Raw genomic sequence first — 23,958 nt, 5'->3', positions numbered from 1 at the left:
AGAGCCGCAGGGCTGCGGGAAGCGCGCTTTTTCAGGGCCTCGTCATGCGGTTTGTGCAAGGGGGCGCGGGAGGGCCGACTTGGCGATTCCAAACGGCTCTTCCTGGCTGTAGGGTCGCGGCCATGACAGGCAACGAAAGCCCCGTTCCGGGCTCCGGCGGTTTCATGGATCTGGCGCTGCAGGAAGCGCGCGCGGCGGCAGCACGCGGCGAGGTGCCGGTCGGCGCCGTGTTGGTGCGCGGCGGCGAGATCCTGGCCGCCGACGGCAACCGCACGCTGGAGCTGAGCGACCCGACCGCCCATGCCGAAATCCTGGTGATGCGCCGCGCCGCAGCGACCCTCGGCAGCCAGCGGCTGCCCGACTGCGACCTCTACGTCACGCTCGAACCTTGCCCGATGTGCGCGGCGGCGATTTCCTTCGCCCGCATCCGCCGGCTCTATTTCGGCGCGTCCGATCCCAAGGGCGGGGCAGTGGAGAATGGCGTGCGCTTTTATTCGCAGCCCACGTGCCACCATGCGCCGGAGGTCTATTCGGGCCTTGCCGAGCGCGACGCGGCGGATCTGCTGCGCGGCTTTTTCAGGGACAGGCGCGGCTGAGGAAAGCCCGCCAGACGGCAAGCATAAACGGCCGCTGCCGGGCGAGGGAGGGAGAGGAACATGATTGCGGTGATCTTCGAAGTCTGGCCGAAAGACGGCCACAAGGGTGCCTATCTCGACATTGCGGCGGGCCTGAAGCCGCTGCTCGCCGATCAGGACGGCTTCATCTCCGTCGAGCGCTTCGAGAGCCTGACCGAGCCGGGCAAGCTGCTTTCGATCTCGTTCTGGCGGGACGAGGAAGCCCTGTCGAAGTGGCGGCACGAGGCGCGTCATCGCATGGCGCAGGCGGCGGGGCGCGGCACCCATTTCGCCAATTACCGGCTGCGGGTAGCTGCCGTCATTCGCGACTACGGCATGACCGAGCGCGACGAGGCGCCGGAAGACAGCATCGCCCTGCACGGGTGAGGCGAGCGGGCGTGTGAAGCGGGGCGCTCACCCCTCGGGCAGCACCAGCACGGTCTGTTCGGCTGGCAGCGTCGTGCGGCTCGCGATGTAGAGCGGGCTCTCCGACATCTCGATCCGGAACCCTTCGCCTGCCATGTGCGCGACGAAGCTCTCGCGCGAGCCGTAGGTATAGGCATGCATCGGGATGACGATGCGCGGCGACACGGCGCGGATCACCTCCACCAGGCTGTCGAGCCGCAGCGTCGAGGCGTTGTCGACCGGCGCGAGGACGATGTCTATCGTGCCGAGCCGCGCCAGATCCTCCGGCGTCAGCCGGTGGTGCAGGTGGCCGAGATGGGCGATGCACAGGTCCGCCACCTCGAAGACGAAGATCGAATTGCCGAGCGGGCGCGTCTCGCCGTCCCAGCCGCGAATGTTGGTCTGCAGGTTGCGGATGCGCACGTCCTCGACAGTGAGGTCGTGGTCCATCGGCCCGCCGTTCGGGTTCCAGCCGAGCAGCACATGCTCGATCCCCGGATCCGGATTGAGGGTGAAATGCGTGGAATGAGCGCCGTTCATCGTCACCACCCGCGGCAGCCGCCCCGGCCGGTGCACGTTGTTGTAGTCGGTGGCGATGCGCACGCCCCTGGGCGTCTCGATCTCGAAGGTGGCATGGCCGATGAAGGTAATGCCGACCTGGTCCATCGCCAGCGCTGCCTGCCGCACGATGGGCACCGGGGCCTGTATCCACCCGTCGGCGAGCAGCTGGCAGGAGGCCGCGGCCGGACCTGCGGCGATCCCCAGAAAACCGAGCATCCCGCCCAGCCGGGCCAGGGCGCTGCGCATTGTCTCCTGCCACGAACGGACGGACAGGCGAGGGGCGGGGAACGTCGTCGGGTCCATGGCGGGGCTCCGTGCTGGCTTTCCGCCAGATTAGGATAGCGCCCCGCCGGCGTGCTTCAAGGCGGCAAGACCTGTGTCAGGCGATCTCGCGCCCGGTCTCGTAGGCCTCGATGGCCGCCGCCACCCGCTGCTTGACCATCTCGCGCATCGGCTCCGCCGCCTCCAGGATCATCGCGGTCTTCATGAAGTCGAGCACCCGGAAGCCGGAGATGTCGGGTTTCACCAGCACGTCCGGCTGACGGTTCTTCAGCTTTTCCAACACGATGGACTGCATCAGGATCTGCGTTGCGCCGAACACCGCATCGCCCGCGCCCGGCAGGTTGCGTCCCTTGCGCGGGATCGGCGAACCGACCACGTCGCTGGCGACGACGATGTCGATATTGGACGGCAGCGCGTCGAACGGCAGCGGATTGACCAGGCCGCCGTCGACCATGATCCGCCCGCCGACCGTCACCGGCTTGAACAGGGCGGGAATGGCGATGGAGGCGGCCACCGCATGGTGCAGCGAGCCCCGTTCGAGGCGCACCTCGCGGCACTGATAGAAATCCGTGGCGATCAGCGTCAGCGGCGTTTCCAGCTCGTCGAACGTCGCCGGAATGTGCTGTCCGACGAACTGCTCCAGCACCTTCAACGCGTCGAACTGCATGATGCGCGGGCTGCCGAACAGATCGCCGAGCTTACGCGGCCTGAGCTTCCACAGCCGTGCGAGTACCGAGTTCCGGTCGGCAAAGGTCGCCTGCGAGATCTCGCGCAGCGCCTTGCCGTCGAGGCCGGCGGCGTGGGCCGCGCCGAAGATCGCGCCGATGGAGGTGCCGGCAATGGCCGTCGGCCGTACGCCGAGATCGTCGAACGCCTCGATCACCGGCACATGGGCGATGCCGCGGGCTCCCCCGCCGCCAAGGGCCAATCCGATCCGCGCGGTTGTCATCGTGTCTCCTGCCGGCGCAAGGCCGGTCGTCAAATGTCTCGTTCCGTCGGTTCGCGCGCCTCGGGAACCACGGCGTCGCCAAGGGCGAAACGGCCCGGCTCCAGCACCTCGGCATAGTAGCCGCCATGGCCGCGCATGGCATTGTAGCCGCCCGGACCCAGCACCCGCTCCATGCGGCTGCACGGCGCGCAAGGGCCGGAGATGCGCAGGAGCGCGGTGCCGAGACGCAAGGGGTGATGGCGAACGGCGGCGAGATTGAGGCCATGCACCACCACGTTGCGGCGCAGCTGCGCCGGATCGACCTCGGCCAGGGCGGCCAGCGCGGCGATCACTGCCAGATGCTCCCCCTGCAGCAGCGTGACGGCGCGCTTTCCGCCGCTGACATAGTGGTCGCCGGCAAGGCCGGCCGCGCTTGCCTCGGCGCTGTCCACCTGGACCACCGGTGCCAGCCGCGCCGGGCGCAGGCCGATCCACGAGATGCGGCCGGGCCGGGCGTGCCGTGCCATCAGCGTCTTGAGATCGCTGGCCATCGGTGCGGCCTCCTGTTCGCTGCGGAGCAATTCAATTAGGATTTCCCAACGGATTCGGGCAGAGGGGTCTGCCGCATCCCATCCAATCCCCTGCCGGCAGGCACATCAAGAGACATCATGGCAACCGACGCCGCACCTCCCTTTTTCTTCGAATCGCTCACGGTGCTGGCCGCGACGGTCGCATCCGTGCCGATCGCCAGGAAGCTCGGTCTCGGCTCCGTGGTCGGGTATCTCGCCGCCGGCCTCGTCATCGGTCCACATGGGTTCGACTTCATCCGCTCGGCGGTGGAGATCCGCAGCGTCGCCGAACTCGGTGTGGTGCTGCTGCTCTTCGTCATCGGGCTGGAGCTGGAGCCGGCGCGGCTCTGGCGGATGAAGGGCGATATTTTCGGCCTCGGCACTTCGCAGGTCCTGCTGTGCGGCATCGCCCTCGTCGCGGTGGCGCTGCTCGGCGGTCTGTCGCTGGAGGTGGCGCTGATCGCCGGCTTCGGCCTTGCGCTCTCCTCCACCGCCTTCGCGCTTCAGATCCTGCAGGAGCGCGGCCAGTTAACGACCTCCTACGGACAGCGCGCCTTCGGCATCCTGCTCTTGCAGGACATGGCGATCGTGCCGCTGCTGGCGATGATCCCGGTCCTGTCGCCGCGCGGCGGTGAAGCGCGCGGCGCCGACATTGCCATCGAGCTCGGCATTACCGTCGCGGCCGTCGCTGGCGTCGTTCTCGCGGGCCGCTACCTTCTCACCCCGCTGTTCTCGCTCTTGGCGCGGGCCCGCGCCCGCGAGGTGATGCTGGCGGCGGCGCTGCTGGTGGCGCTGGGCAGCGGCGGCATCATGCACGCGGTCGGCCTGTCGATGGCGCTCGGGGCATTCCTGGCCGGCGTCATGTTGTCGGAATCGAGCTTTCGCCATTCGCTGGAGGCCGACATCGAGCCGTTCCGCTCGCTGCTGATGGGCCTCTTCTTCATCTCCGTCGGCATGTCGCTGGACCTGCCCGTCGTTCTGGCGCAGTGGTGGCTGGTGCTCGCGGGCGTCGTCGCCACCATGGTGCTCAAGGGCGTGCTGATCTGGGGCCTGTCGCGGCTGTTCGGATCGTCCAATTCCGATGCGCTGAGGATCGCGGTGACGCTGCCGCAGGGCGGCGAGTTCGCCTTCGTGCTGTTCACCGCGGCGGCGGTGGCCGGCATCTTCGGCCGCGACATGCTGACATTGCTGATCGCCGTCGTCGTGGTCTCCATGCTGCTGACGCCGGTCGCCTGCCTTGCCCACGACATGCTAGCCCGCCGGCTGCAGCGGCATGGTGTCGTGACCGATGCCATCGAGACCTTCGAGGAGGCCATGCCGACCGTGCTCGTCGTCGGCTTCGGCCGTTTCGGCATGATGGTCTCGCAGATGCTGACCTCGGAGGGTGTCGAGGTGATCGCGCTCGACAACCGCCCGGAACGCGTCGCCTATGCCCGCAAGCTCGGCTACCGGGTCTATGTCGGCGATGCGACCCGCCCCGACGTGCTGGAGGCGGCAGGTGCCGGCCGGGCCGTCCTTGTGGCGCTGTGCATCGAGAACGACAAGGTGATGGGCCAGGCCATCGATCTCATCCGCGCCCATTTCCCTGACGCCAAGCTGTTCTGCCGCGCCACTGACAGGGTCCACGCGCTGGAGCTGACCCGGCGGGGCGTCGACTACCACATCCGCGAAACCTTCGAATCGAGCGTGCATTTCGGCCGCGCCGCGCTCGCCGAGCTCGGCATCCCCTCCGACCGGATCGCCGAGATCGAGGAGGATGTGCGCCTGCGCGACCGAGAGCGGATGGAGCTGCAGATGCAGGGCGGGCCGATGGCCGGAGCCGATACGCTGCACCGGGTGACCCCGCGCCGCGGCGGCGAGGGCGAGGACTCGACGTCGGAGACACCGCTGGAGACGCCGCCGGAGACGCCGCCGGAGACGCGAAGGTGAGGCGGGGCCTCTCGGGCCGCGGCGGCGCGGCAAGGGGTGGTCAAGGGACGAAGGGGCCTGTATTCAGGACGCAAAGGCGGCCGCGAGAGGCCGCGAAAGGCACCAGACGCATGAACCGATACGAGAACCCGCGCGTGCCGGGCGAGGCGCGCATCCGCTATCTGGACGCGGACTTCCAGATCCTGTCCCCGGGCACCTTCGTGCGCTGCGCCGTGACCGGCCAGTCGATCCCGCTCGACGAGCTGAAATACTGGAGCGTGTCGCGCCAGGAGGCCTATGTCGACGCGCAGGCGGCCCTTGCCCGCTATCAGGAGTGCGGCGAAACGCCCTGAGAAAGGCGCGCTTCGAGAAACGCGGCCAGGCCCTGCGGATCTTCCACACGCATCTCCACGTCCAGGACCTGCGTGCTCTCTGCCAGCCGCGCCAGCGCGCCAGAGCCGTCTCCGGCGCCAAGCCGCACGCGATCCTTCGCGGTGGTGACGAGCGCGAGGCCTTGCTGCGCTGCGCGGTCGAGCAGCTCCCGCGCTTCGCGCTCGGTAAAGGCGTGGTGATCGCCGAAGAAGCGTGTGTCTGCCACCTCTGCCCCGGCGTTGCGCAGGCTCTGCGCGAACCGCTCCGGCCGGCCGATGCCGGCAAAGGCGAGAACCCGCATCCCGGTCAGCCACTGAGCTTCGCGCGCTGCCAGACTTGCGCGAAAGACCGGCAGGCCTCGGGCCTGCGCTGCCGCCTCTGCCGGCTGCGCCGCCGTGCCGTCGCCGATCATCACCAGCGCATCGACATGGACAAGCTGACGCTTCACCGGCGCACGCAACGGCCCGGCCGGCAGGCAGAAACCGTTGCCGGTGCCGGACGCCGCATCGACCAGCGCCAGCGATACGGTCTTGGCCAGCGCCGGGTTCTGCAACCCGTCATCCATCAGGATCACGCTGCCGAGCGTTTCGGCCAGTCTTGCGCCCTTCGCCCGGTCGGCGGCGATCACCACCGGGCCGCCGGCAGCAAGCAGCAGGGGCTCGTCGCCCGCATCACGCGGGCCGTGCCTTGCGGGGTCGAGCAGCACCGGCGGTCCGCCGGACAAGCTGCCGCCATAGCCGCGGGTGAGGAAGACCGGCCGCTCTCCTTGTTCACGCAGCAGCTTGGCCAAGGCCAGCGCGAAGGGCGTCTTGCCGGTGCCGCCGACCGTGAAATTGCCGACGCAGATCACCGGCACGGCAGCCGTATAGGCAGGCTTGCCGGCCATGCGGTGTGCGGTGATCGCGCCGTAGATCCAGCCGAACGGGGCGAGTGCGAAGGCGGCCGGGCCGGGCGGCCGCCACCAGAAGGACGGGGCCTGGAGCCCGCCGCTCACCGGCCTGCGTCCCTTGCGGGCGGCAGCAGCGGTGAGAGAGCCGCAAGGCTGGCGTCCAGCGCGCCGCTGCCGGCCCTGGCGACATCGGCGGCGATGGCCGCCTGCCGGGCCGCCAGGGTCTGGTCGCCCAGCAGCCTGCGCACCGCTGCGGTCAGTTCGCCCGTGTCGTGCACGACCTCGGCGCCCTTGGCCTTAAACAGCGGCGTGTAGATATCCAGCAGATTGAAGACATGCGGGCCGGTGACGATGGCCGTGCCGAGGCGGGCGGCCTCCAGCGGGTTCTGCCCGCCTTCGGGCACCAGCGACTTGCCGATGAAGGCGACCGGCGCGATGCGATAGTAGAGGCCCATCTCGCCGATCGTGTCGCCGAGATAGATGTCGCAGTCCGCATCCGGCAGCAGGCCTTCCGAGCGCCGGGCGAGCCGCAGTCCGCGCGCGGCAAGGCTGGCGGCGATGGCGCCGCCCCGCTCCGGATGCCGGGGCACGATGACCGTGAGCAGGTCCGGCAACTCGCCGCGCAGTGCCTCGTGCACCTCGGCGACCATTGCTTCCTCGCCTTCGTGCGTGCTGGCGGCCAGCCACACGGGGCGCGAGCCGAGCACCTGGCGGATGGCCTCGAGTGCCGCGGGGTCGACCGGCAGCTCGCCGCCGTCGAATTTCAGGTTGCCGCAGACCTCGACCCGAGGCGCACCGAATTCGCTGAGCCGTTCCGCGTCCTCCGCCGTCTGGGCGAGGCACAGCGAAATGCGCGAGAAGATCGCATGGGCGAAGGGCCGCATCCGCCGCCAGCCCTCGGCCGAGCGCGGCGACATGGTGGCGCTGGCGATGGCGAGCGGAATGCCGCGCCGGGCAAGGGTGGAGATGGTCGTCGGCCAGATCTCGGATTCCGCCGTGATGGCAAGATCCGGGCGCCAATGATCGAGAAACCGGCCGATGCCGGGGGGCGCGTCGTAGGGCACGAACTGGTGGATGACGCCCGGATCCGCTTCGGCAGCGGCGATCCGCGCCGAGGTCACCGTTCCGGTGGTCAGCAGCACGCCGAGCCCGCGTCGGCGCAGGGCCCGCACCAGCGGGCGCGAGGCGTTCATCTCGCCGACGCTGGCCGCATGCAGCCAGACCAGCGGGCCGTCCGGGCGCGGGTGCGAGGTGCGTCCGAAGCGCTCGCCGCGCCGTGCCTCGTCCTCCTTGCCGCGCCGTGCGCGGCGGGCGAAGAGCAGCGGCAGCAGCGGCGCGATGGCGTAGCCGAAGCCGCGATAGAGGCGCAGGAGGGTTTCCCCGGCCAGGCGCGACAACACCCCGGCGCGGACGGTGCCGGCCGGCGGAGGTGTCGTCGTCGGACCGGGCGCGGTCATCCGGACTTGGCCAGCGCGTAGGCGCGCTCGGTGGTCTCGTTCATCGACGCCTCCACCGCCTTGCGCGCCTCTTCCAGTGCGGCATCGTCCGCGTCCGGGGCGACATGGATCGCCTCGCCGGACGCAACGACCATCCGGCCGAAGGGCAGGTTGATCGTCGCCCGGTCCCAGGTCGAAAGGTCGATATGCCGGCTGGTCGCCACCGCCATCGGCACGATCGGCCGGCCGGAATGGCGGGCGAGCTGGACGATGCCGAGCCCGGCGACGCGCGAGACCTTCGGCACATCCGCCGTCATCGCCACGCTGGCGCCGTCCTTCAGGCAGCGCATCGCCTCGATGAAACCGCGCAGGCCTCCGCGCTTGCTCACCTGGTGGGCGTGATGGGCGCCGGAAGCGCGGATCAGGCCGAGGCCGAGCTTGCTCGCGGCGATGGCGTTGATCTCGCCGTCGGCCGAGCGCGAGATCATCACCCTCACGTCATAGCTCGGCGGCCGGGCGAAGGGCATGACGAAGTGCTGCCCGTGCCACATGGCGACGATGGCCGGCAGGTCCACCTCGAGGCGCTCGTAGAGGTCGGGCGGGTCGAGACGGAACGAGCTGGTCTTGCGGACGGCAAGCAGGTAGCCGGCCAGCGCATTGCCGACCAGCTTCTGCAGGAGCGGGCTGCGGCCCGCGCGCTTCAGCATGATCCGCCCGACAGCATGGCCGGGACCCGGGAAAGACGGCTTGCCAAGGGTTACTTGCCCTCGGTCTCGGGGTCGAGCAGCCGGTGCATGTGGACGATGAAGTAACGCATATGGGCGTTGTCCACCGACTGCTGCGCCTTCTGCTTCCACACCGCGTAGGCGCTGGCGTAATTCGGGTAGATGCCGACGATGTCGAGGTCCTCGAGATCGCGGAAGGTCAGGCCGTCGACATGCTCGAGCTCGCCGCCGAAGACGAGGTGGAGCAGTTGCTTGCCGGGTTCGGTGGTCGTCATGAACGTCACTCCGCAAACAGGGTTCGCAAGGGTCGGGCCGGAAGATCCGGCCGGTATCACGGGTTCGTCAAGAGCCGCGCAAGGATCGGCCGCAGCGGTGCGGCAAGGGCTGGCGGACCGGCGACCAGTGCCGGATGCCGGACGCTCGCCCGGTTGTAGGCGAGCGGCTGCCCGTCGAGATCCTCGAGCCGGCCGCCCGCTTCCTGCACCAAAAGGTCCGCCGCCGCAAGGTCCCAGTCGCAGGCATTTTCCCGCACCACGGCGGCATCGATCCGGCCTTCCGCGACCAACGCCAGCCGCAGGGCGAGGGAGGGCACGTAGCCGGCATGGGAAATGCCGGTGCGCATCATCGGTGCCTGGCCGGTGATCGACTTGGGACCCGCGACGCTGGCGCCGGCCAGCGCCGGCTGGCCGGAGACGGCGACCCCACGCCCGTTGAGCCAGGCGCCCTGGCCGAGGGTGGCGGTGTAAAGGTCGTTGCCGACCGGCCGGAAGAGCGCGGCAGCCACCGGCCGCCCGTCCTCCACGACGGCGATGGCCACGGTCCACTCGCCGGAGCCGGCGAGAAAGCCGCGCGTCCCGTCGATCGGGTCGACCACGAAGCTGCGCCGGGCTGCCAGCCGCGAGCTGTCGTCGGCGGTTTCCTCCGACAGCCAGCCGTAGTCGGGGCGCGCGGCCTGCAGCGCCTCGGCCAGATGCCGGTCGACGGCAAGGTCCGCCTCGGACACGGGAGAGTCGTTCTCCTTGGTCCAGCGGCGCGGATCCTTGCGGAAATAGGACAGGGCGATTTCCCCGCCCGCGCGTGCGGCACGGGCGATCAGCTCCATGTCGTCGCGATTGGCGTGCGCGTCACTCGCCGGCAATGGTGAGGCCCTTCAGCAGCAGGCTCGGCACCTGGTAGGCCGAGCGCGTGTCGAGGTCGCTGCCCGCTTCGAGCGAGGCGAACATCGGGATCAGGTTGCCGGCGATGGTGATCTCCGAGACCGGATAGGCGATGGCGCCATCCTCGATCCAGAAGCCCGAAGCTCCGCGCGAGTAATCCCCGGTGACGCCGTTTACGCCGTGGCCGATGAGATCGGTGACCAGCAGGCCGGTGCCGATCTCCGCCAGCATCTCCTCTTGAGAGCGCGTGCCGGGCGACAGGGTGAGGTTGGTGGTCGACGGGCTGGTGCCCGCGCCCCCGCGCGATGCCCGCCCGTTGGGCGCAAGGCCGAGTTCGCGCGCTGCCGGCGTGTCCAGCAGCCAGGTCTTCAGGACGCCGTCCTCCACCAGCACCAGCGGGGCGACGGGGCGGCCCTCGCCGTCGAAGGGCCGGCTCGCCGGGCCGCGCGGGCGGGTCGGATCGTCGGTAATGGAAATCCCCGCGCTGAAGATCCGCTCGCCCATCCGCTCCTTCAGGAAGCTGGTGCCCCGCGCGATGGCCGCGCCGTTGATGGCGCCGGCGAAATGGCCGAGCAGCGAGCGCGCCGCGCGCGGCTCGTAGACGATGTCGGCGGTGCGGGTGGAGAGCTTGCGCGGGTTGAGCCGGGCGACAGCCCGCTCGCCGGCACGCCGGCCGATCTCGCGCGGGTCGGCAAGATCGCCGAGAAAGCCGCGGCTGTCGAAGTCGTAGTCCCGCTCCATCGCCGTGCCTTCGCCGGCGACCGCGGTGGCCGAGACGCCGTGGCGCGAGACGAGATATCCCCCGCAAAAGCCCTCGCTGGTCGCCAGCACCATGCCGGCCAGACGGAACGAGGCGCTGGCGCCGCCCGAGCGGCTGACGCCCTTCACGGCAAGGGCGGCAGCCTCTGCCTCGCGGGCACGCTCGGTAAGCGCCTCGGCGTCCACCTGCACGTCGTCGAGCAGTTCGAGATCGGGAAACTCGCTGGCGAGCTCGCCCGCCGGCACGAGGCCTGCGAACGGGTCTTCCGGGGCGACGCGGGCCATGGCGACGGCGCGCTCGGCAAGGGCAGCGCCCTCGCGGAAGTCGTTGGAGGAAACGCTGGCGACCCGGTGGCCGCAGAACACGCGCAAGGTGACGTCGTCGGCCTCGGAGCGTTCGCTCTCCTCCAGCTTGCCCTCGCGCATCTCGACGCCGAGCGAGACGCCGGTGGCGGCCACCACGTCGGCCGCGTCGGCGCCTGCCTTGAGGGCGGCAGCGACGAGCGCGCGGGCCTCGTCCATCAGCCGTGTCTGGTCAATCGGGTGCTGCATCTCGTGATCCTTGCGGGGCGGGAGGCGGTCCGCTGAATGGTCGGTGGCGACCGTAGTGCCGGGGCCGCGCTTCGGCAAGACGGTCGCGGAGGCGGTTCAGGTTTTGTTTGCCCTGTTCGGTGACCAATCCCTAACCCTGGTTGCAACGGAAAAGCGTTAACCGTGCTTGTTAAGCGGATCGGGACGGCTCGCTGCTAGTGTGAAGCCATCAGAGGCCAGACAAAAACATTGGCCCGATGGAGAGCGAATTGAGCCGTCAAACAGCACATCAGGACGCCACTGCAAAAGGATCGGGCCGCACCGCGCGGCTCGATCCCTCGCAGATGCCGCACCGCTTCGCGGCCCGCGGCACGGCCTGCGAGCCGACGCAACTCGACGTCTATATCGACCGCCAGCAGGTCATCGTCAAACGCCGGCTCGCAGGCCTGCCGCTGACCCTTGCCCAGCCGGTCGCCGTCTTCCTCGGCGTCTTCGCCGAGGTCACGCCGGGCGAGGCCCCGGGCACGCTGAAGGCCCGTATCGGCCTGATGCACCGGGATCCCGCAATGTCCATCGAACTGGCGAGCGACGACCGTCTGGAAGACCTTGCCGAAGACTGGTGCGCCTGGGGCGAGGCCCTCGGTCTGCCGCTTCTCCTGGTCGAGCCGGACGGCAGTGTCAGCCGCATTGACGGATCCGGCCATCCCGGCCGCACGCCGATGGCGCCGACCCGCCGCCGTGTCGCGGCGCTGACCGCGCGCCGTCCGCGCTTCCTGCTGCGCCGCAAGCCGGGCAGCCGCTCGCAGGAAACCGCCGTCCATCGCGGCGAGCGCGAGCTGATCGCCCGCAACTGAACGCAAAAAAGGCAGGCGCTGTTTACAGGAGCGCTTGCACCATCGCTTCCAGCACGAGGCCGGCGAACAGGATCCAGCCATAGGTCGTGTTGGAGCGGAACAGCTTCAGGCACTGATCCGGGTCGTCGATGTCGAGCCGGATGATCTGCCAGACGAGATGGGCAAGGCCGATGGCCAGGCCCGCAAAGGCAGCCGGTCCCGCATCCGCCCCGAACAGCGCCAGCGCGAACAGCACCGTCGCCCCGCCGTAAAGGGCAGCGAGCGCCGGCTTGGTCCACTCGCCGAACAGGCGCGCGGTGGAGCGAACCCCGACCAGCGCGTCGTCTTCCTTGTCCTGATGCGCGTAGATCGTGTCGTAGCCGATCGTCCACAGGATGCCGCCGCAATACAGCGCCACCGCCGGCCAGTCGAGCCGGCCGAACGCGGCCGCCCAGCCCATCAGCGCGCCCCAGGAAAAGGCAAGGCCCAGGAACAGCTGGGGCCAACTCGTCACCCGCTTCATGAACGGATAGACCGCAACGACCGCCAGCGAGGCGATGCCGAGCAGGATGGCGAAGCCGTTGAACTGCACCAGAACCGCAAGCCCGACCAGCGCCTGCAGTACCAGGAAGGCCTTGGCCTGCATCCGCGTGACCTGGCCCGACGGCAGCGGGCGCGAACGCGTCCGCGCCACCTTGTCGTCAATGTCCTGATCAATCAGGTCGTTATAGGTGCAGCCGGCGCCGCGCATGGCGATGGCGCCGATCATGAAAAGCAGAAGGTGCCAGGGGTCGGGCAGGGCCCGGCCGCCGGCGACGGCGGCAAGCGCGGCCGACCACCAGCACGGCCAAAGCAGCAGCCACCAGCCGATGGGCCGCTCCCAGCGGGCCAGTCTTGCGTAGGGCCGCAGCCATTCCGGAGCCCGCGTGTCGACCCAGTGTCCCCGCACCGCATCCGCCACCCGGCCCGCGATCGTGTCGTTTTGCATCGCCTCACCTGTCGGCTATCCGCCCGCGCCGTGATACCGCCTTTGGGCTGCGGATGAAAGGCCGGCGGGCGCGTCAGGGCTTGTCTGCGACCCCGCCGCAGGCTAGGAGGCGGCAATTCCTCAAAACCATCGCGACGGGGTGTGCGACAGATGAATATCCTCCTGATCGGATCCGGCGGCCGCGAACACGCCCTTGCCTGGGCCATCGTCAACTCGCCGCTGACGGGCCGCCTCCACGTCGCCCCCGGCAATGCCGGCATCGCCGAGGAGGCCACCTGCGTCGCGCTCGACACATCCGACCCGGCCGCCGTCATCGCCTATTGCCGCGACCACGAGATCGGCCTCGTCGTCGTCGGGCCGGAAGGACCGCTGGTCGCCGGCCTCGTCGACGAGCTGATGGACGCCGGCATCAAGGCCTTCGGTCCGCGCAAGGCGCCGGCGAGCCTGGAGGGTTCGAAGGGCTTCACCAAGGACCTTTGTGCCCGCGCCGCGATCCCCACCGCCGCCTATGGCCGCTTCACGGATGCCGCCGCCGCCAAGGCCTATATCGCCAAGGTCGGCGCGCCCATCGTCGTCAAGGCGGACGGGCTTGCCGCCGGCAAGGGCGTCGTCGTGGCGATGGCCGAGGCCGAGGCGCTTGCCGCGGTAGATGCCTGTTTCGACGGAGAATTCGGCGCTGCCGGCGCCGAGGTCGTGGTCGAGGAGTTCCTGGAAGGCGAGGAGGCGAGCCTCTTCGTGCTGTCCGACGGCCGCAACGTGCTGCCGCTCGCCAGCGCCCAGGACCACAAGCGCGTGGGCGAGGGCGACACCGGCCCGAACACCGGCGGCATGGGCGCCTATTCCCCGGCGCCGGTCATGACGCCGGAGCTGACCGAGCGCGCCATGCGCGAGATCGTCGAGCCGACCGTGGCAACGCTTGCAGCCGAGGGAACGCCCTTCGTCGGCGTGCTCTATGCCGGCCTGATGATGACCGCGGACGGCCCGAAGCTGATCGAATACAACGTCCGCTTCGGCGATCCGGAGTGCCAGGTGCTGATGATGCGGCTCAAGGACGACATCGTCACCTTGATGCTCGCCTGCATCGACGGGACGCTCGACAAGGTCGGCGCGCGCTGGCGCGACGAGGTGGCGCTGACCGTGGTCCTGGCTGCGAACGGCTATCCCGGCGTCTACGACAAGGGCACGGTTATCCACGGTCTCAAGGCGCTGGAGGGGGACCCCGCGCTCAAGGTGTTCCACGCCGGAACGCGGCTGGACGAGGAGGGCCGGGTGCTCGCAAACGGCGGGCGCGTGCTCAATGTCACGGCGCTCGGCCGCACCGTCGCGGAAGCCCGCGAGCGCGCCTACGCCGCCATCGAACGCATTGATTGGCCTGAAGGTTTTTGCCGCCGCGACATCGGCTGGCGGGCGGTGGCGCGCGAGGACGGCACCGCCTGAGGCCCCTTTCGGGCCTTGCCGGATTTCGAGACGGATTTTGCAAAACTCCGTCTCGAACTCGGCAAATTTCGAGAATCGCTTCTCAAAATCGCCGATTGCGCCGGACGGCCGCAGCCGCTTCAATCGCCCCCGCGCAGGTTCCGCGACGAGGGCCTGCCGACCAGACGGTTCGGGAGGCTTTGATGCAGGGCGGCGACGATCTCTTTCCAGGATTCACGACGGGGATATCCCGCGGCGAGGGCGTGGATATCTTCTGCCGCATCGGCGGGACGGGTCCTGCGCTCCTGCTGCTGCACGGCTACCCGCAGACCCATGCCATGTGGCACGGCATCGCCGGCGAGCTCGCCCGCCACTTCACCGTCGTCGTTGCGGACCTGCGCGGCTACGGCCGCTCGAGCGCGCCGGAGGGCGACGAGGCCCATCATCTCTATTCCAAACGCGCGATGGCGGCCGACATGGTCGCGGTCATGGCCGGGCTCGGTCACGACAGCTTCATGGTCGCCGGCCACGACCGCGGCGGGCGGGTCGGCTACCGGATGGCGCTCGACCACCCCGACAAGGTGCGGCGGCTCGCCGTGCTCGACATCCTGCCGACCTACGACTACTGGCAGAACATGGACTGGCGCTACGGCATGGCCATCTATCACTGGCTGTTCCTGGCCCAGCCGAAGCCGCTGCCCGAACGCCTGATCGCCGGCGCGTCCGACTACTATCTCGACCACACGCTGGCGAGCTGGACGGCGCGCAAGGACCTGTCGGCCTTCGATCCCCGGGCGCTCGCCGACTACCGGGCCTCCTTCTCCCAGCCCGCCCGCCAGCACGCGGCCTGCGAAGACTACCGGGCCGGGGCGACCATCGACATGGAGCTCGACACCGCCGACCGCGAGGCAGGCCGCAAGATCGCCTGCCCGCTGCTGGCGCTCTACGGCAATGGCGGCCTGGCGCAAAAGACCGCAACGCCGGTCGAGACCTGGTCGCGCTGGGCGAGCGATGTACGCGGGCAGGGCGTCGATGCCGGCCATTTCCTGGTGGAGGAGGATCCGGCGGCAACGCTCGCCGCGCTCCTGCCGTTCTTCCTGGACGAGGCGTGATCGCCCTCTCTTAAAGAGGTAGCGCCTGGAACGACCCGCACGCGCCGTGGCTCGCCGGTCCCGGGTCGCGGCTGCGCCTTGCCCGGGATGACGTCCGAAGGGGAGGGAGGCGACAGGCGCCTCCCGCCTCAGACGGCGGTGCCGCCGATGGTCATCTTGTTGATGCGCAGGGTCGGCTGGCCGACGCCGACCGGTACGCCCTGGCCCTGCTTGCCGCAGGTGCCGATGCCCGGATCGAGCGCCATGTCGTTGCCGATGGCCTCGACCCGCGTCAGCGCGTCCGGCCCGTTGCCGATCAGCATGGCGCCCTTGATCGGCGCGCCGATGCGCCCGTTCTCGATCCGGTAGGCCTCGGTGCACGAGAACACGAACTTGCCGCTGGTGATGTCGACCTGGCCGCCGCCGAAGGAGACGGCGTAGATGCCGTCCTGGACGCCTTCCAGGATCTCGCCCGGATCGCGGTCGCCGGCCAGCATCACCGTGTTGGTCATGCGCGGCATCGGAATATGGGCGAAGGACTGGCGCCGGCCGTTGCCGGTCGGGGCGACGCCCATCAGCCGGGCGTTCTGCCGGTCCTGCATGTAGCCGGTGAGAATGCCGTCCTCGATCAGCACGGTGCGCCCGGTCGGCGTGCCCTCGTCGTCGACGGTGAGCGAGCCGCGCCGCCCGCCGATGGTGCCGTCGTCGACGATGGTGACGCCCTTGGAGGCGACGCGCTGGCCCATCAGGCCGGCGAAGGCGGAGGTCTTCTTGCGATTGAAGTCGCCCTCGAGCCCATGGCCGACCGCCTCGTGCAGCAGGATGCCAGGCCAGCCGGGGCCAAGCACCACGTCGAAGCTGCCGGCGGGGGCCGGCACGGCCTCCAGATTGACCAGCGCCTGGCGCAGCGCCTCGTCGACCGCATGCTTCCAGCTGTCCTCGGTCAGGAAGGCCTCGACCATATCGCGCCCGCCGAACCCGTGCGAGCCGCTCTCCTGCCGGCTGCCGTCGCCGGCGACCACCGAGACTCCGAAGCGCACCAAGGGGCGCACGTCGCGCACCCGGTGCCCGTCGGCGCGCAGGATCTCCACCACCTGCCAGGAACTGGCGAGCGATACGCTGACCTGCCGCACCTTGGGATCGCGGGCCCGCGCGTAGGCATCGATCCGCTGCAACAGCGTAACCTTGTCGGCAAAGACCGGCGAGGCGATGGGGTTGCCGTCGCCATATAGCTTTGCGTTGGTGCGCGGCGGGGCCTCCGCATAGGTGCCCGAATGGCCGGAGGCGACGGCCGAGACCGCATCGGCTGCCCGCTCGAGCGCGGCGACGGAGACCTCGCCGGAATGGGCGTAGCCGGCCGCCTCGCCGGCAACGGCGCGCAGACCGAAGCCTCGGCTGGTGTCGTAATTGGCGCCCTTCAGCCGGCCATTGTCGAAGACGAGGCTCTCCGACTGCCGGTATTCGAGAAAGAGCTCGCCGTCGTCGGCACCCTTGAGAGCGCGGGCGAGCACGCTGCGCGCCTGCTCCTCGCTCAAGCCGGCACCGGCAATCAGGTCGGTCGTCGCATCGCTCATCGGTCGGGTCCCGCGAAAGAGATCATCTGGGAGGGAAACTAGGGGCTCGGGCCGCGCTTGCACAGCCCCGCCGGAGACGGCGGGACGAAAACACCCGGCCCCGGACGCGAAAACGGCCGGGAAGACCCGGCCGCCGAAATCCGCGTCTCCGGCTTCAACGCGCCGGAAAAACCGAACGATCGCTTAGGGCAGGGCGGCAAAACCCTCGGAGAAGCCGTTCAGCGAGATCGGGATGCCGATGCCTTCTTCCGGGGTCTGGAAGATGACGAAGGTGGCGGCGCTGCCCTTCTGCATCTTTTCGATCAGGTCGTCCTGCATCACCACCTCGACGATGCAGCCGTTCGGCAGGCAGCGCACGAAGCCGGCGCGCCCGACATCGGCGTCGTCGACGCGAAGGCCGAGGCCCATCGGCAGCAGCACGCCGAGCGGCGCCAGAACGCGCAGCAGGCGCGACTGCTTGTCGGCGGTCTTCAGCACGATGACGGAGAGGCCGACATTCTCGCGGTCGTCCGCGGTGACGTTCTGGATCAGCGCGCATTGCTCTTCCTGCGCGCCGGCCGGCGTGTCGCAGCGCATCTGCCAGTCGCCGTGCACGGAGCGCACCGCGCCCTGGGCATGGGCCAGGGGAATGGCCGCGACATTGGCCAGGACGGCGGCCACAAGGGCAAGGACGGCCGCGAGGCGGAACGTGGTCGGCTTGGTCAAAACAGGCACGGGCGAGACTCCGTAGGTTCGCAGCGGTACAATTCCCTTGGCCGGTTTCCCGGTCTTCGTGAGGTGCGCAAGGCGCCGTGTGCGGTACGGACGGCGCCGTATCGCCCACCGGTGTTGCGCTCCGTCCCTGCAGATCGCGGCCAGCGGAGCGGCGCGGGCAGGAGAGAGCGGCAAAGGGGTCCCGGACGGGCGTGATCGTCGTCTGATTCGCACGAAACCGCGCGCATTCCGCTTTGTCGGCCCTCGAAAGGTCGATTTCAAGGCGAAACCGCCCGATCCCCGTCCTTTCCCGAAAAGTGCGGGGCGGAAGGGGTGTCCCCGCAGCCCGTGGCGAAAGGAAGGCGAGGATTCGGCCGGAATTTGGGCATTCACGAAACTACTGCATTGCGCAATGCGGCGGCTTATGGTTTTTCAGGCCGACTTTGATATCGGTCAAACTGCGGTCAAGTAACCCTTGCGGCGTTTTGACACCCCTTTCTGTCTTATCGACATGCGGTAAGCTAAGGGGTATCGGGCGTGGCGCGGGGTGGACCCGGAGACGGGCTTGGCGCGGCGCCGGGGCGGCGCAGTGCCTGAGAGACAAGTAATGGGATTCCGCCAGGTTCAGCTGGCCGGCGGGGTCAGGAAGGGAGCACGGACGTGACAGGATTGGTCAAGCGTCTGACGAAGTTTGCAGCGGTGGCGCTCGCCCCGCTCGCCTTTGCCGGTGCGGCGGTGGCCGCCCAGCCGATGCCGTGGCAGCTGGGGTTCCAGCCGGCCGCGACGGAAGTGATGGAAGACATCACCTGGTTCACCGATTTTACGCTGGTGATCGTCACGATCATCACGCTGTTCGTTCTGGCCCTGCTGGTGTGGTGCATCATGCGCTTCAACTCCAAGGCCAACCCGACGCCGTCGCGGACCTCCCACAACACCATGATCGAGGTGGTGTGGACGCTGGTCCCGATCCTCGTCCTGGTCATGATCTCGATCCCTTCGTTCCGCCTGCTCTACAAGCAGGTCGAGATCCCCGAATACGACATGACCATCAAGGTGACCGGCTACCAGTGGTACTGGGGCTACGAGTACACCGATGAGAGCCTGTCCGGCATTTCCTTCGAGTCGATCATGCTGCGCGAGGAGTCCGAGCGGGCCGAGCGCGCCGCCGAATACGGCCGCCCGATCGAGGAATATCCCCGCCTGCTGGCCGTCGACAACGAGGTCATCGTGCCGGTCGGCAAGACCGTGCGCCTGCAGATCACCGCTGCCGACGTGATGCACTCCTTCGCCATGCCGGCCTTCGGCGTGAAGATGGATGCGGTTCCGGGTCGTCTGAACGAGACCTGGTTCAACGCCAAGCAGACCGGCATCTTCTACGGCCAGTGCTCCGAGCTCTGCGGCAAGGACCATGCCTTCATGCCGATCGCCATCCGGGTGGTCGAGGAAGAGCAGTTCCAGGCCTGGGCGGAAGCCGCCAAGGACAGCGTCGAGGATGCGACCCGTCAGCTGATGGCGACCATCGAGAAGCCGGCCGGCACTGCCGCTGCCCCGGCTGCCGGCTCGCTGGACGTGGCCGCGCGCTGATCGACGTCTCGGCGTGCGAGGCCCGGCCCCGCACGCCGCAAGGTTCGGATCGGGCTTGTCCCCGGTCGACTGGACCGAGGTAAAATTCTCTAACGAGGGAGCTGGAAGATGGCCACTGCGGCGCATGCCCACGGCGATCAGGACCGTCCTACGGGATGGACGCGCTGGGTCTATTCGACCAACCACAAGGACATCGGTGTCCTCTATCTGATCTTCGCGATCATCGCGGGTATCATCGGCGGCGCGCTCAGCGTCGGCATTCGCCTTGAGCTCCAGGAGCCGGGCATGCAGTACTTCTCCGATCCGCACACCTTCAACGTGTTCACCACGTCGCACGGCCTGATCATGATCTTCTTCATGGTGATGCCGGCGCTGATCGGCGGCTTCGCCAACTTCTTCGTGCCGATCATGATCGGTGCGCCGGACATGGCCTTCCCGCGGATGAACAACATCTCGTTCTGGCTGCTGCCGCCGGCATTCCTGCTGCTGCTGCTGTCGCTGTTCGTGGAAGGTCCTCCGGGCGCCAACGGCGTTGGCGGTGGCTGGACGATCTACCCGCCGCTGTCGACCTCCGGCCAGCCCGGACCGGCGATGGATCTGGCGATCCTGGCCCTGCACGTGGCCGGTGCCTCCTCGATCCTCGGCGCGATCAACTTCATCACCACCATCTTCAACATGCGCGCCCCGGGCATGACGCTGCACAAGATGCCGCTCTTCGCCTGGTCGGTGCTCGTGACCGCCTTCCTCCTGGTGCTGTCGCTGCCGGTCCTGGCCGGCGCCATCACCATGCTGCTGACGGACCGCAACTTCGGCACGACGTTCTTCGACCCGGCCGGCGGCGGTGACCCGATCCTGTTCCAGCACCTGTTCTGGTTCTTCGGTCACCCGGAGGTGTACATCCTGATCCTGCCGGCCTTCGGCATCGTCAGCCACATCATCTCCACCTTCGCCCGCAAGCCGATCTTCGGCTATCTCGGCATGGCCTACGCCATGGTCGCGATCGGCGTCGTCGGCTTCATCGTGTGGGCGCACCACATGTACACCGTCGGCCTGGACGTCGACACGCAGGCCTACTTCGTCGCGGCGACCATGGTCATCGCGGTGCCGACCGGCGTGAAGATCTTCTCGTGGATCGCCACCATGTGGCAGGGCTCGATCTCCTTCCGCACCCCGATGCTGTGGGCGGTCGGTTTCATCTTCCTGTTCACCGTGGGCGGCGTGACCGGCGTGCAGCTGGCCAATGCCGGCCTCGACCGCGCGATGCACGACACCTACTACGTGGTGGCGCACTTCCACTACGTGCTCTCGCTCGGTGCCGTGTTCGGCATCTTCGGCGCCTGGTACTACTGGTTCCCGAAGATGTTCGGCTACATGTACAACGAGACCATCGGCAAGGCCCATTTCTGGATCACCTTCGTCGGCGTGAACCTCGTGTTCTTCCCGCAGCACTTCTTGGGCATGGCCGGCATGCCGCGCCGCTACGTCGACTATCCGGACGCGATGGCCGGCTGGAACGCGGTGTCGTCCTACGGCTCGTACATCTCGGCCTTCGCGGTCCTGGTGTTCCTGTTCGGCATCTTCGAGGCCTTCGCCAAGAAGCGCCAGGCTGCGGACAACCCGTGGGGCGAGGGCGCGACGACGCTGGAGTGGACCCTGTCCTCGCCGCCGCCGTACCACCAGTTCGAGACCCTGCCGCGGATCAAGTGATCCCGGCGTGACACGGACAGGCCGCGCCGGCATCCCGGCGCGGTCCCCCGGCAGGGGCCTTCAACGGCCCCGCCTCCGGCAGGCGCCCTTCGGGGCGCCGCGCCATTGAAACCCCGCCCGCCTGCCGCATCGGCACGGGCAAGAGATTTCGCCCGCACCGGGCAGGAACCCGCGCAAGACGAATGCCCGGCGGCGACGCCGACGGGCCATCGGCACGCACGAAAGAGACCGGAACAGACATGTCGCTCGCAGACTACCAGGACCGCAGGCTGGACGCCGTCGCCCTTGGCGGGCAGGGCGATGTCGGCGACTACCTGGCGCTGCTCAAGCCGCGCGTGATGTCGCTCGTCATCTTCACCGCGCTGGTCGGCCTCCTGATCGCTCCTGGCAGCATCCACCCGGTGCTCGGCGCGGTCGCGATCCTGTGCATCGCCGTCGGTGCCGGCGCCTCGGGCGCGCTGAACATGTGGTACGACGCCGACATCGACGCGGTCATGTCGCGCACCGCGCGCCGCCCGATCCCGGCCGGCAAGGTCACCCCCGAGGAGGCGCTCGCCTTCGGCCTGACGCTCTCGGCCTTCTCGGTTCTGGTGCTCGGCCTTGCGGTCAACTGGCTGGCCGCCGGCCTCCTGGCCTTCACCATCTTCTTCTACGCCGTCGTCTACACGATGTGGCTGAAGCGCTCGACGCCGCAGAACATCGTCATCGGCGGCGCCGCCGGCGCCTTCCCCCCGATGATCGGCTGGGCCGCGGTGACCGGCACCGTGACGGTGGAAAGCATCGTCCTGTTCCTGATCATCTTCATGTGGACGCCGCCGCATTTCTGGGCGCTGTCGCTATTCAAGCGCGGCGACTACGAGGCCGCCCGCGTGCCGATGCTGCCCGTCGTCGCCGGCGAGGACGCCACGCGCACGCAGATCCTCGTCTATTCGGTGCTGCTGGCCCCGATCGCCGTGGCGCCGACCCTGCTGGGCTTCGCCTCGCTGGTCTATGGCGTCGCAGCGGCCGTGCTGGGCGTTGCCTTCGTCTGGTACGCGGTCCGCGTCTATGCGCGGCGCGAGGGCGATGCGGCGCGCAAGGCGGCGGTGCGGCTCTTCGCGTTCTCGCTCGTCTACCTGTTCCTGATCTTCGCCCTGCTGCTCGCCGACAGCATCGTCGCCCGGCTGATCGCGGGAGGCTGGCTGTGAGCGAGGACGGCATGCGCCAGACGGAAGAGCAGAAGCGCCGCCAGCGCAAGCGCTCGGTCGCCATCGGCCTGGCCATCGCCGGGCTGGTGCTGCTGTTCTACGTGATCACGCTGGTCAAGATGGGACCCGGCGTGCTCAACCGGCCCCTGTAACGGACCCTGCGAGAGGAAGGCATCGCATGACGCGACAGACCGACACCCCCGACCAGGCATCCGCGACGCCGCGCGATGCAACCGCCGCGCAGAGCGACCGGCTCGCCCGCAAGAACCGGCGCATCGCCGTCGCCGTGCTCGGCGGCGTGATGACGATGGTCGGCGCGGCCTATGCCGCCGTGCCGCTCTACGAGCTGTTCTGCCAGGTCACCGGCTATGGCGGCACGACCCAGCGCGCCGACGCGCCGACCGGCACGATCATCGACCGCACGATCACCGTGCGCTTCGACGGCAACGTCAACTCGAACCTGCCCTGGGCGTTCGGTCCCAAGGAGCGGGCGATCACGTTGCGCATGGGCGAGAGCCGCCAGACCGCCTATACGGCGCACAACAACGGCGGCGATTCCAACATCGGCACGTCGGTGTTCAACGTCACGCCCTTCGAGGCCGGCGCCTATTTCAACAAGCTCGAGTGCTTCTGCTTCACCGAGCAGCCGCTTGCAGCAGGTGAATCCGTCGAGATGCCGGTGGTCTTCTTCATCGATCCGGCGATGGACGAGGACCCGCACCTGAAGCATATCAAGGAGATCACCCTCTCCTATACCTTCTTCCCTGCAAAGGGACCTGAAACGCCGGTGGCCGCGGCTCCTGCCGCGACATCGGATCCAAGCAACCGCATGTGAGTGCGACGGCCCGCTCGCCGGCGGCACGACTATAATCGGGGGAGTGTACCCATGGCGCATGCCAAGAACCACGACTACCACATCGTAGATCCGAGCCCGTGGCCGTTCCTCGGCGGCGTCGGCGCCTTCATCATGGCGCTCGGCGCGGTCGGCCTGTTCCGCCACACCCAGGGCAACGAGTTCCTTGTGTTCGGCTTCAACCTGGCCGGCTGGGGCATCTTCGCGGTCGGCACGCTGCTCGTGCTCTACGTGATGTTCGGCTGGTGGCGCGACACCGTTCGCGAGTCGCTGGCCGGCGACCACACCCCGGTGGTGCAGCTGCACCTGCGTTACGGCATGCTGCTGTTCATCGCCTCCGAGGTGATGTTCTTCGTTGCCTGGTTCTGGGCCTTCTTCGACGCCTCGCTGTTCACCGGCGAAGCCGCGCAGTATGCCCGCGTCGAGGCGACCGGCGGCGTGTGGCCGCCGGAGGGCATCGAGACCTTCGATCCCTGGCACCTGCCGCTGCTCAACACCTTGATCCTGCTGACCTCCGGCACCACGGTCACCTGGGCCCACCATGCCGTCGTTCACAACGACCGCGAGGGCCTGAAGTGGGGCCTGACGCTGACGGTCGTGCTCGGCGTGCTCTTCACGATCTGCCAGGTCTACGAGTACAGCCACGCGGCCTTCGCCTTCTCCGGCTCGATCTACGGCGCGACCTTCTTCATGGCGACCGGCTTCCACGGCTTCCACGTGTTCGTCGGCACCGTGTTCCTGCTGGTCTGCCTGATCCGCGCCAGCATGGGCCAGTTCACCCCGCAGAAGCACTTCGGCTTCGAGGCGGCGGCCTGGTACTGGCACTTCGTCGACGTGGTGTGGCTGTTCCTGTTCGTCACGATCTACGTCTGGGCGGCCGGCCCGGCCCACTGACG

General features: G+C 68.7%; 25 protein-coding genes. 13 read left to right on the top strand and 12 right to left on the bottom strand.

Features of this window, described 5'->3' with window-relative positions; all coding sequences use genetic code 11:
- Window positions 1-122 precede the first annotated feature (122 nt).
- Window positions 123-596, top strand: coding sequence for a nucleoside deaminase (locus ACVJ6E_RS04945; RefSeq protein ID WP_120268649.1), 474 nt, complete (start codon window positions 123-125; stop codon window positions 594-596).
- A gap of 60 nt (window positions 597-656) precedes the next feature.
- A complete protein-coding gene (locus tag ACVJ6E_RS04940; protein WP_120268650.1) occupies window positions 657-1,001 on the top strand; it encodes an antibiotic biosynthesis monooxygenase family protein in 345 nt (114 codons plus the stop codon).
- 27 nt (window positions 1,002-1,028) lie between these two features.
- Here the strand turns inward: ACVJ6E_RS04940 and ACVJ6E_RS04935 are convergent, their stop codons facing one another.
- From ACVJ6E_RS04935 to ACVJ6E_RS04925, 3 genes are all read right to left on the bottom strand, one after another.
- Window positions 1,029-1,826 carry an MBL fold metallo-hydrolase gene (locus ACVJ6E_RS04935; protein ID WP_120268651.1) on the bottom strand — a complete coding sequence of 266 codons (798 nt, stop codon included), beginning with the start codon at window positions 1,824-1,826 and terminating at the stop codon, window positions 1,029-1,031.
- Window positions 1,827-1,959: 133 nt separating this feature from the next.
- Window positions 1,960-2,811, bottom strand: coding sequence for a patatin-like phospholipase family protein (locus ACVJ6E_RS04930; protein ID WP_120268652.1), 852 nt, complete (start codon window positions 2,809-2,811; stop codon window positions 1,960-1,962).
- A gap of 29 nt (window positions 2,812-2,840) precedes the next feature.
- On the bottom strand, window positions 2,841-3,341 hold the full coding sequence (locus ACVJ6E_RS04925) for an MOSC domain-containing protein (RefSeq protein WP_120268653.1): 501 nt from the start codon (window positions 3,339-3,341) through the stop codon (window positions 2,841-2,843).
- Between the two features lie 117 nt (window positions 3,342-3,458).
- Here ACVJ6E_RS04925 and ACVJ6E_RS04920 point away from each other — a divergent pair, with 117 nt between their 5' ends.
- Both ACVJ6E_RS04920 and ACVJ6E_RS04915 read left to right on the top strand, forming a co-directional pair.
- Window positions 3,459-5,288: a monovalent cation:proton antiporter-2 (CPA2) family protein gene (locus tag ACVJ6E_RS04920; protein WP_120268654.1), complete on the top strand. Its 1,830-nt coding sequence runs from the start codon at window positions 3,459-3,461 to the stop codon at window positions 5,286-5,288.
- A 110-nt stretch (window positions 5,289-5,398) separates the two neighbouring features.
- A complete protein-coding gene (locus ACVJ6E_RS04915; protein WP_120268655.1) occupies window positions 5,399-5,620 on the top strand; it encodes a DUF2093 domain-containing protein in 222 nt (73 codons plus the stop codon).
- Here ACVJ6E_RS04915 and lpxK read toward each other — a convergent pair.
- From lpxK to ACVJ6E_RS04885, 6 genes are read right to left on the bottom strand one after another with little or no spacing between them, the layout of a single operon-like run.
- Window positions 5,596-6,633 carry a tetraacyldisaccharide 4'-kinase gene (gene lpxK, locus ACVJ6E_RS04910; RefSeq protein WP_120268656.1) on the bottom strand — a complete coding sequence of 346 codons (1,038 nt, stop codon included), beginning with the start codon at window positions 6,631-6,633 and terminating at the stop codon, window positions 5,596-5,598. The genes ACVJ6E_RS04915 and lpxK overlap by 25 nt on opposite strands.
- On the bottom strand, window positions 6,630-7,985 hold the full coding sequence (locus tag ACVJ6E_RS04905) for a 3-deoxy-D-manno-octulosonic acid transferase (protein ID WP_120268657.1): 1,356 nt from the start codon (window positions 7,983-7,985) through the stop codon (window positions 6,630-6,632). The genes lpxK and ACVJ6E_RS04905 overlap by 4 nt, the downstream gene beginning before the upstream one ends.
- Window positions 7,982-8,671 (bottom strand): lysophospholipid acyltransferase family protein, encoded by a 690-nt coding sequence (locus ACVJ6E_RS04900; RefSeq protein WP_120268658.1) that lies wholly within the window; start codon window positions 8,669-8,671, stop codon window positions 7,982-7,984. Before ACVJ6E_RS04900 ends, ACVJ6E_RS04905 begins: the two co-directional genes overlap by 4 nt.
- Before the next feature lie 50 nt (window positions 8,672-8,721).
- Window positions 8,722-8,964: a DUF4170 domain-containing protein gene (locus ACVJ6E_RS04895; protein WP_067220627.1), complete on the bottom strand. Its 243-nt coding sequence runs from the start codon at window positions 8,962-8,964 to the stop codon at window positions 8,722-8,724.
- A 56-nt stretch (window positions 8,965-9,020) separates the two neighbouring features.
- Entirely contained in the window at window positions 9,021-9,827 is an 807-nt protein-coding gene (locus ACVJ6E_RS04890; protein ID WP_120268659.1) for a 3'(2'),5'-bisphosphate nucleotidase CysQ, read from the bottom strand.
- A complete protein-coding gene (locus ACVJ6E_RS04885) occupies window positions 9,814-11,157 on the bottom strand; it encodes a TldD/PmbA family protein (RefSeq protein ID WP_120268660.1) in 1,344 nt (447 codons plus the stop codon). The genes ACVJ6E_RS04890 and ACVJ6E_RS04885 overlap by 14 nt, the downstream gene beginning before the upstream one ends.
- Before the next feature lie 248 nt (window positions 11,158-11,405).
- Here ACVJ6E_RS04885 and ACVJ6E_RS04880 point away from each other — a divergent pair, with 248 nt between their 5' ends.
- The gene (locus tag ACVJ6E_RS04880) at window positions 11,406-11,990 is read left to right on the top strand and encodes a DUF6101 family protein (protein WP_208996688.1); all 585 of its coding nucleotides are present in this window, start codon (window positions 11,406-11,408) and stop codon (window positions 11,988-11,990) included.
- 22 nt (window positions 11,991-12,012) lie between these two features.
- Here ACVJ6E_RS04880 and ubiA read toward each other — a convergent pair whose 3' ends face one another.
- Window positions 12,013-12,957, bottom strand: coding sequence for a 4-hydroxybenzoate octaprenyltransferase (gene ubiA, locus ACVJ6E_RS04875; protein WP_120268662.1), 945 nt, complete (start codon window positions 12,955-12,957; stop codon window positions 12,013-12,015).
- Window positions 12,958-13,107: 150 nt separating this feature from the next.
- Here ubiA and purD point away from each other — a divergent pair, with 150 nt between their 5' ends.
- The gene (purD, locus tag ACVJ6E_RS04870) at window positions 13,108-14,394 is read left to right on the top strand and encodes a phosphoribosylamine--glycine ligase (RefSeq protein WP_120268663.1); all 1,287 of its coding nucleotides are present in this window, start codon (window positions 13,108-13,110) and stop codon (window positions 14,392-14,394) included.
- 182 nt (window positions 14,395-14,576) lie between these two features.
- On the top strand, window positions 14,577-15,485 hold the full coding sequence (locus tag ACVJ6E_RS04865) for an alpha/beta fold hydrolase (protein ID WP_120268664.1): 909 nt from the start codon (window positions 14,577-14,579) through the stop codon (window positions 15,483-15,485).
- 128 nt (window positions 15,486-15,613) lie between these two features.
- Here ACVJ6E_RS04865 and tldD read toward each other — a convergent pair whose 3' ends face one another.
- Window positions 15,614-17,038 (bottom strand): metalloprotease TldD, encoded by a 1,425-nt coding sequence (gene tldD, locus ACVJ6E_RS04860; RefSeq protein ID WP_120268665.1) that lies wholly within the window; start codon window positions 17,036-17,038, stop codon window positions 15,614-15,616.
- Between the two features lie 183 nt (window positions 17,039-17,221).
- Window positions 17,222-17,752: an invasion associated locus B family protein gene (locus ACVJ6E_RS04855; protein ID WP_185924343.1), complete on the bottom strand. Its 531-nt coding sequence runs from the start codon at window positions 17,750-17,752 to the stop codon at window positions 17,222-17,224.
- Between the two features lie 639 nt (window positions 17,753-18,391).
- Here ACVJ6E_RS04855 and coxB point away from each other — a divergent pair.
- From coxB to ACVJ6E_RS04825, 6 genes are all read left to right on the top strand, one after another.
- On the top strand, window positions 18,392-19,315 hold the full coding sequence (gene coxB, locus ACVJ6E_RS04850) for a cytochrome c oxidase subunit II (protein WP_371811354.1): 924 nt from the start codon (window positions 18,392-18,394) through the stop codon (window positions 19,313-19,315).
- Between the two features lie 108 nt (window positions 19,316-19,423).
- The gene (gene ctaD, locus ACVJ6E_RS04845) at window positions 19,424-21,022 is read left to right on the top strand and encodes a cytochrome c oxidase subunit I (RefSeq protein WP_120268666.1); all 1,599 of its coding nucleotides are present in this window, start codon (window positions 19,424-19,426) and stop codon (window positions 21,020-21,022) included.
- Between the two features lie 239 nt (window positions 21,023-21,261).
- Complete coding sequence (locus ACVJ6E_RS04840) at window positions 21,262-22,209, top strand: heme o synthase (RefSeq protein ID WP_120268667.1); 948 nt, start codon at window positions 21,262-21,264, stop codon at window positions 22,207-22,209.
- Window positions 22,206-22,361 carry a cytochrome c oxidase system small membrane protein gene (locus ACVJ6E_RS04835; protein WP_158592669.1) on the top strand — a complete coding sequence of 52 codons (156 nt, stop codon included), beginning with the start codon at window positions 22,206-22,208 and terminating at the stop codon, window positions 22,359-22,361. Before ACVJ6E_RS04840 ends, ACVJ6E_RS04835 begins: the two co-directional genes overlap by 4 nt.
- Window positions 22,362-22,387: 26 nt before the next feature.
- The gene (locus tag ACVJ6E_RS04830) at window positions 22,388-23,044 is read left to right on the top strand and encodes a cytochrome c oxidase assembly protein (RefSeq protein ID WP_120268668.1); all 657 of its coding nucleotides are present in this window, start codon (window positions 22,388-22,390) and stop codon (window positions 23,042-23,044) included.
- A 51-nt stretch (window positions 23,045-23,095) separates the two neighbouring features.
- Window positions 23,096-23,956 (top strand): cytochrome c oxidase subunit 3, encoded by an 861-nt coding sequence (locus tag ACVJ6E_RS04825; protein WP_120268669.1) that lies wholly within the window; start codon window positions 23,096-23,098, stop codon window positions 23,954-23,956.
- The last annotated feature ends 2 nt before the right edge of the window (window positions 23,957-23,958 follow it).

The sequence above is a fragment of the Stappia sp. G46H5W genome (assembly GCF_058448995.1).
This window is presented reverse-complemented; position numbering and strand designations above follow the sequence as displayed.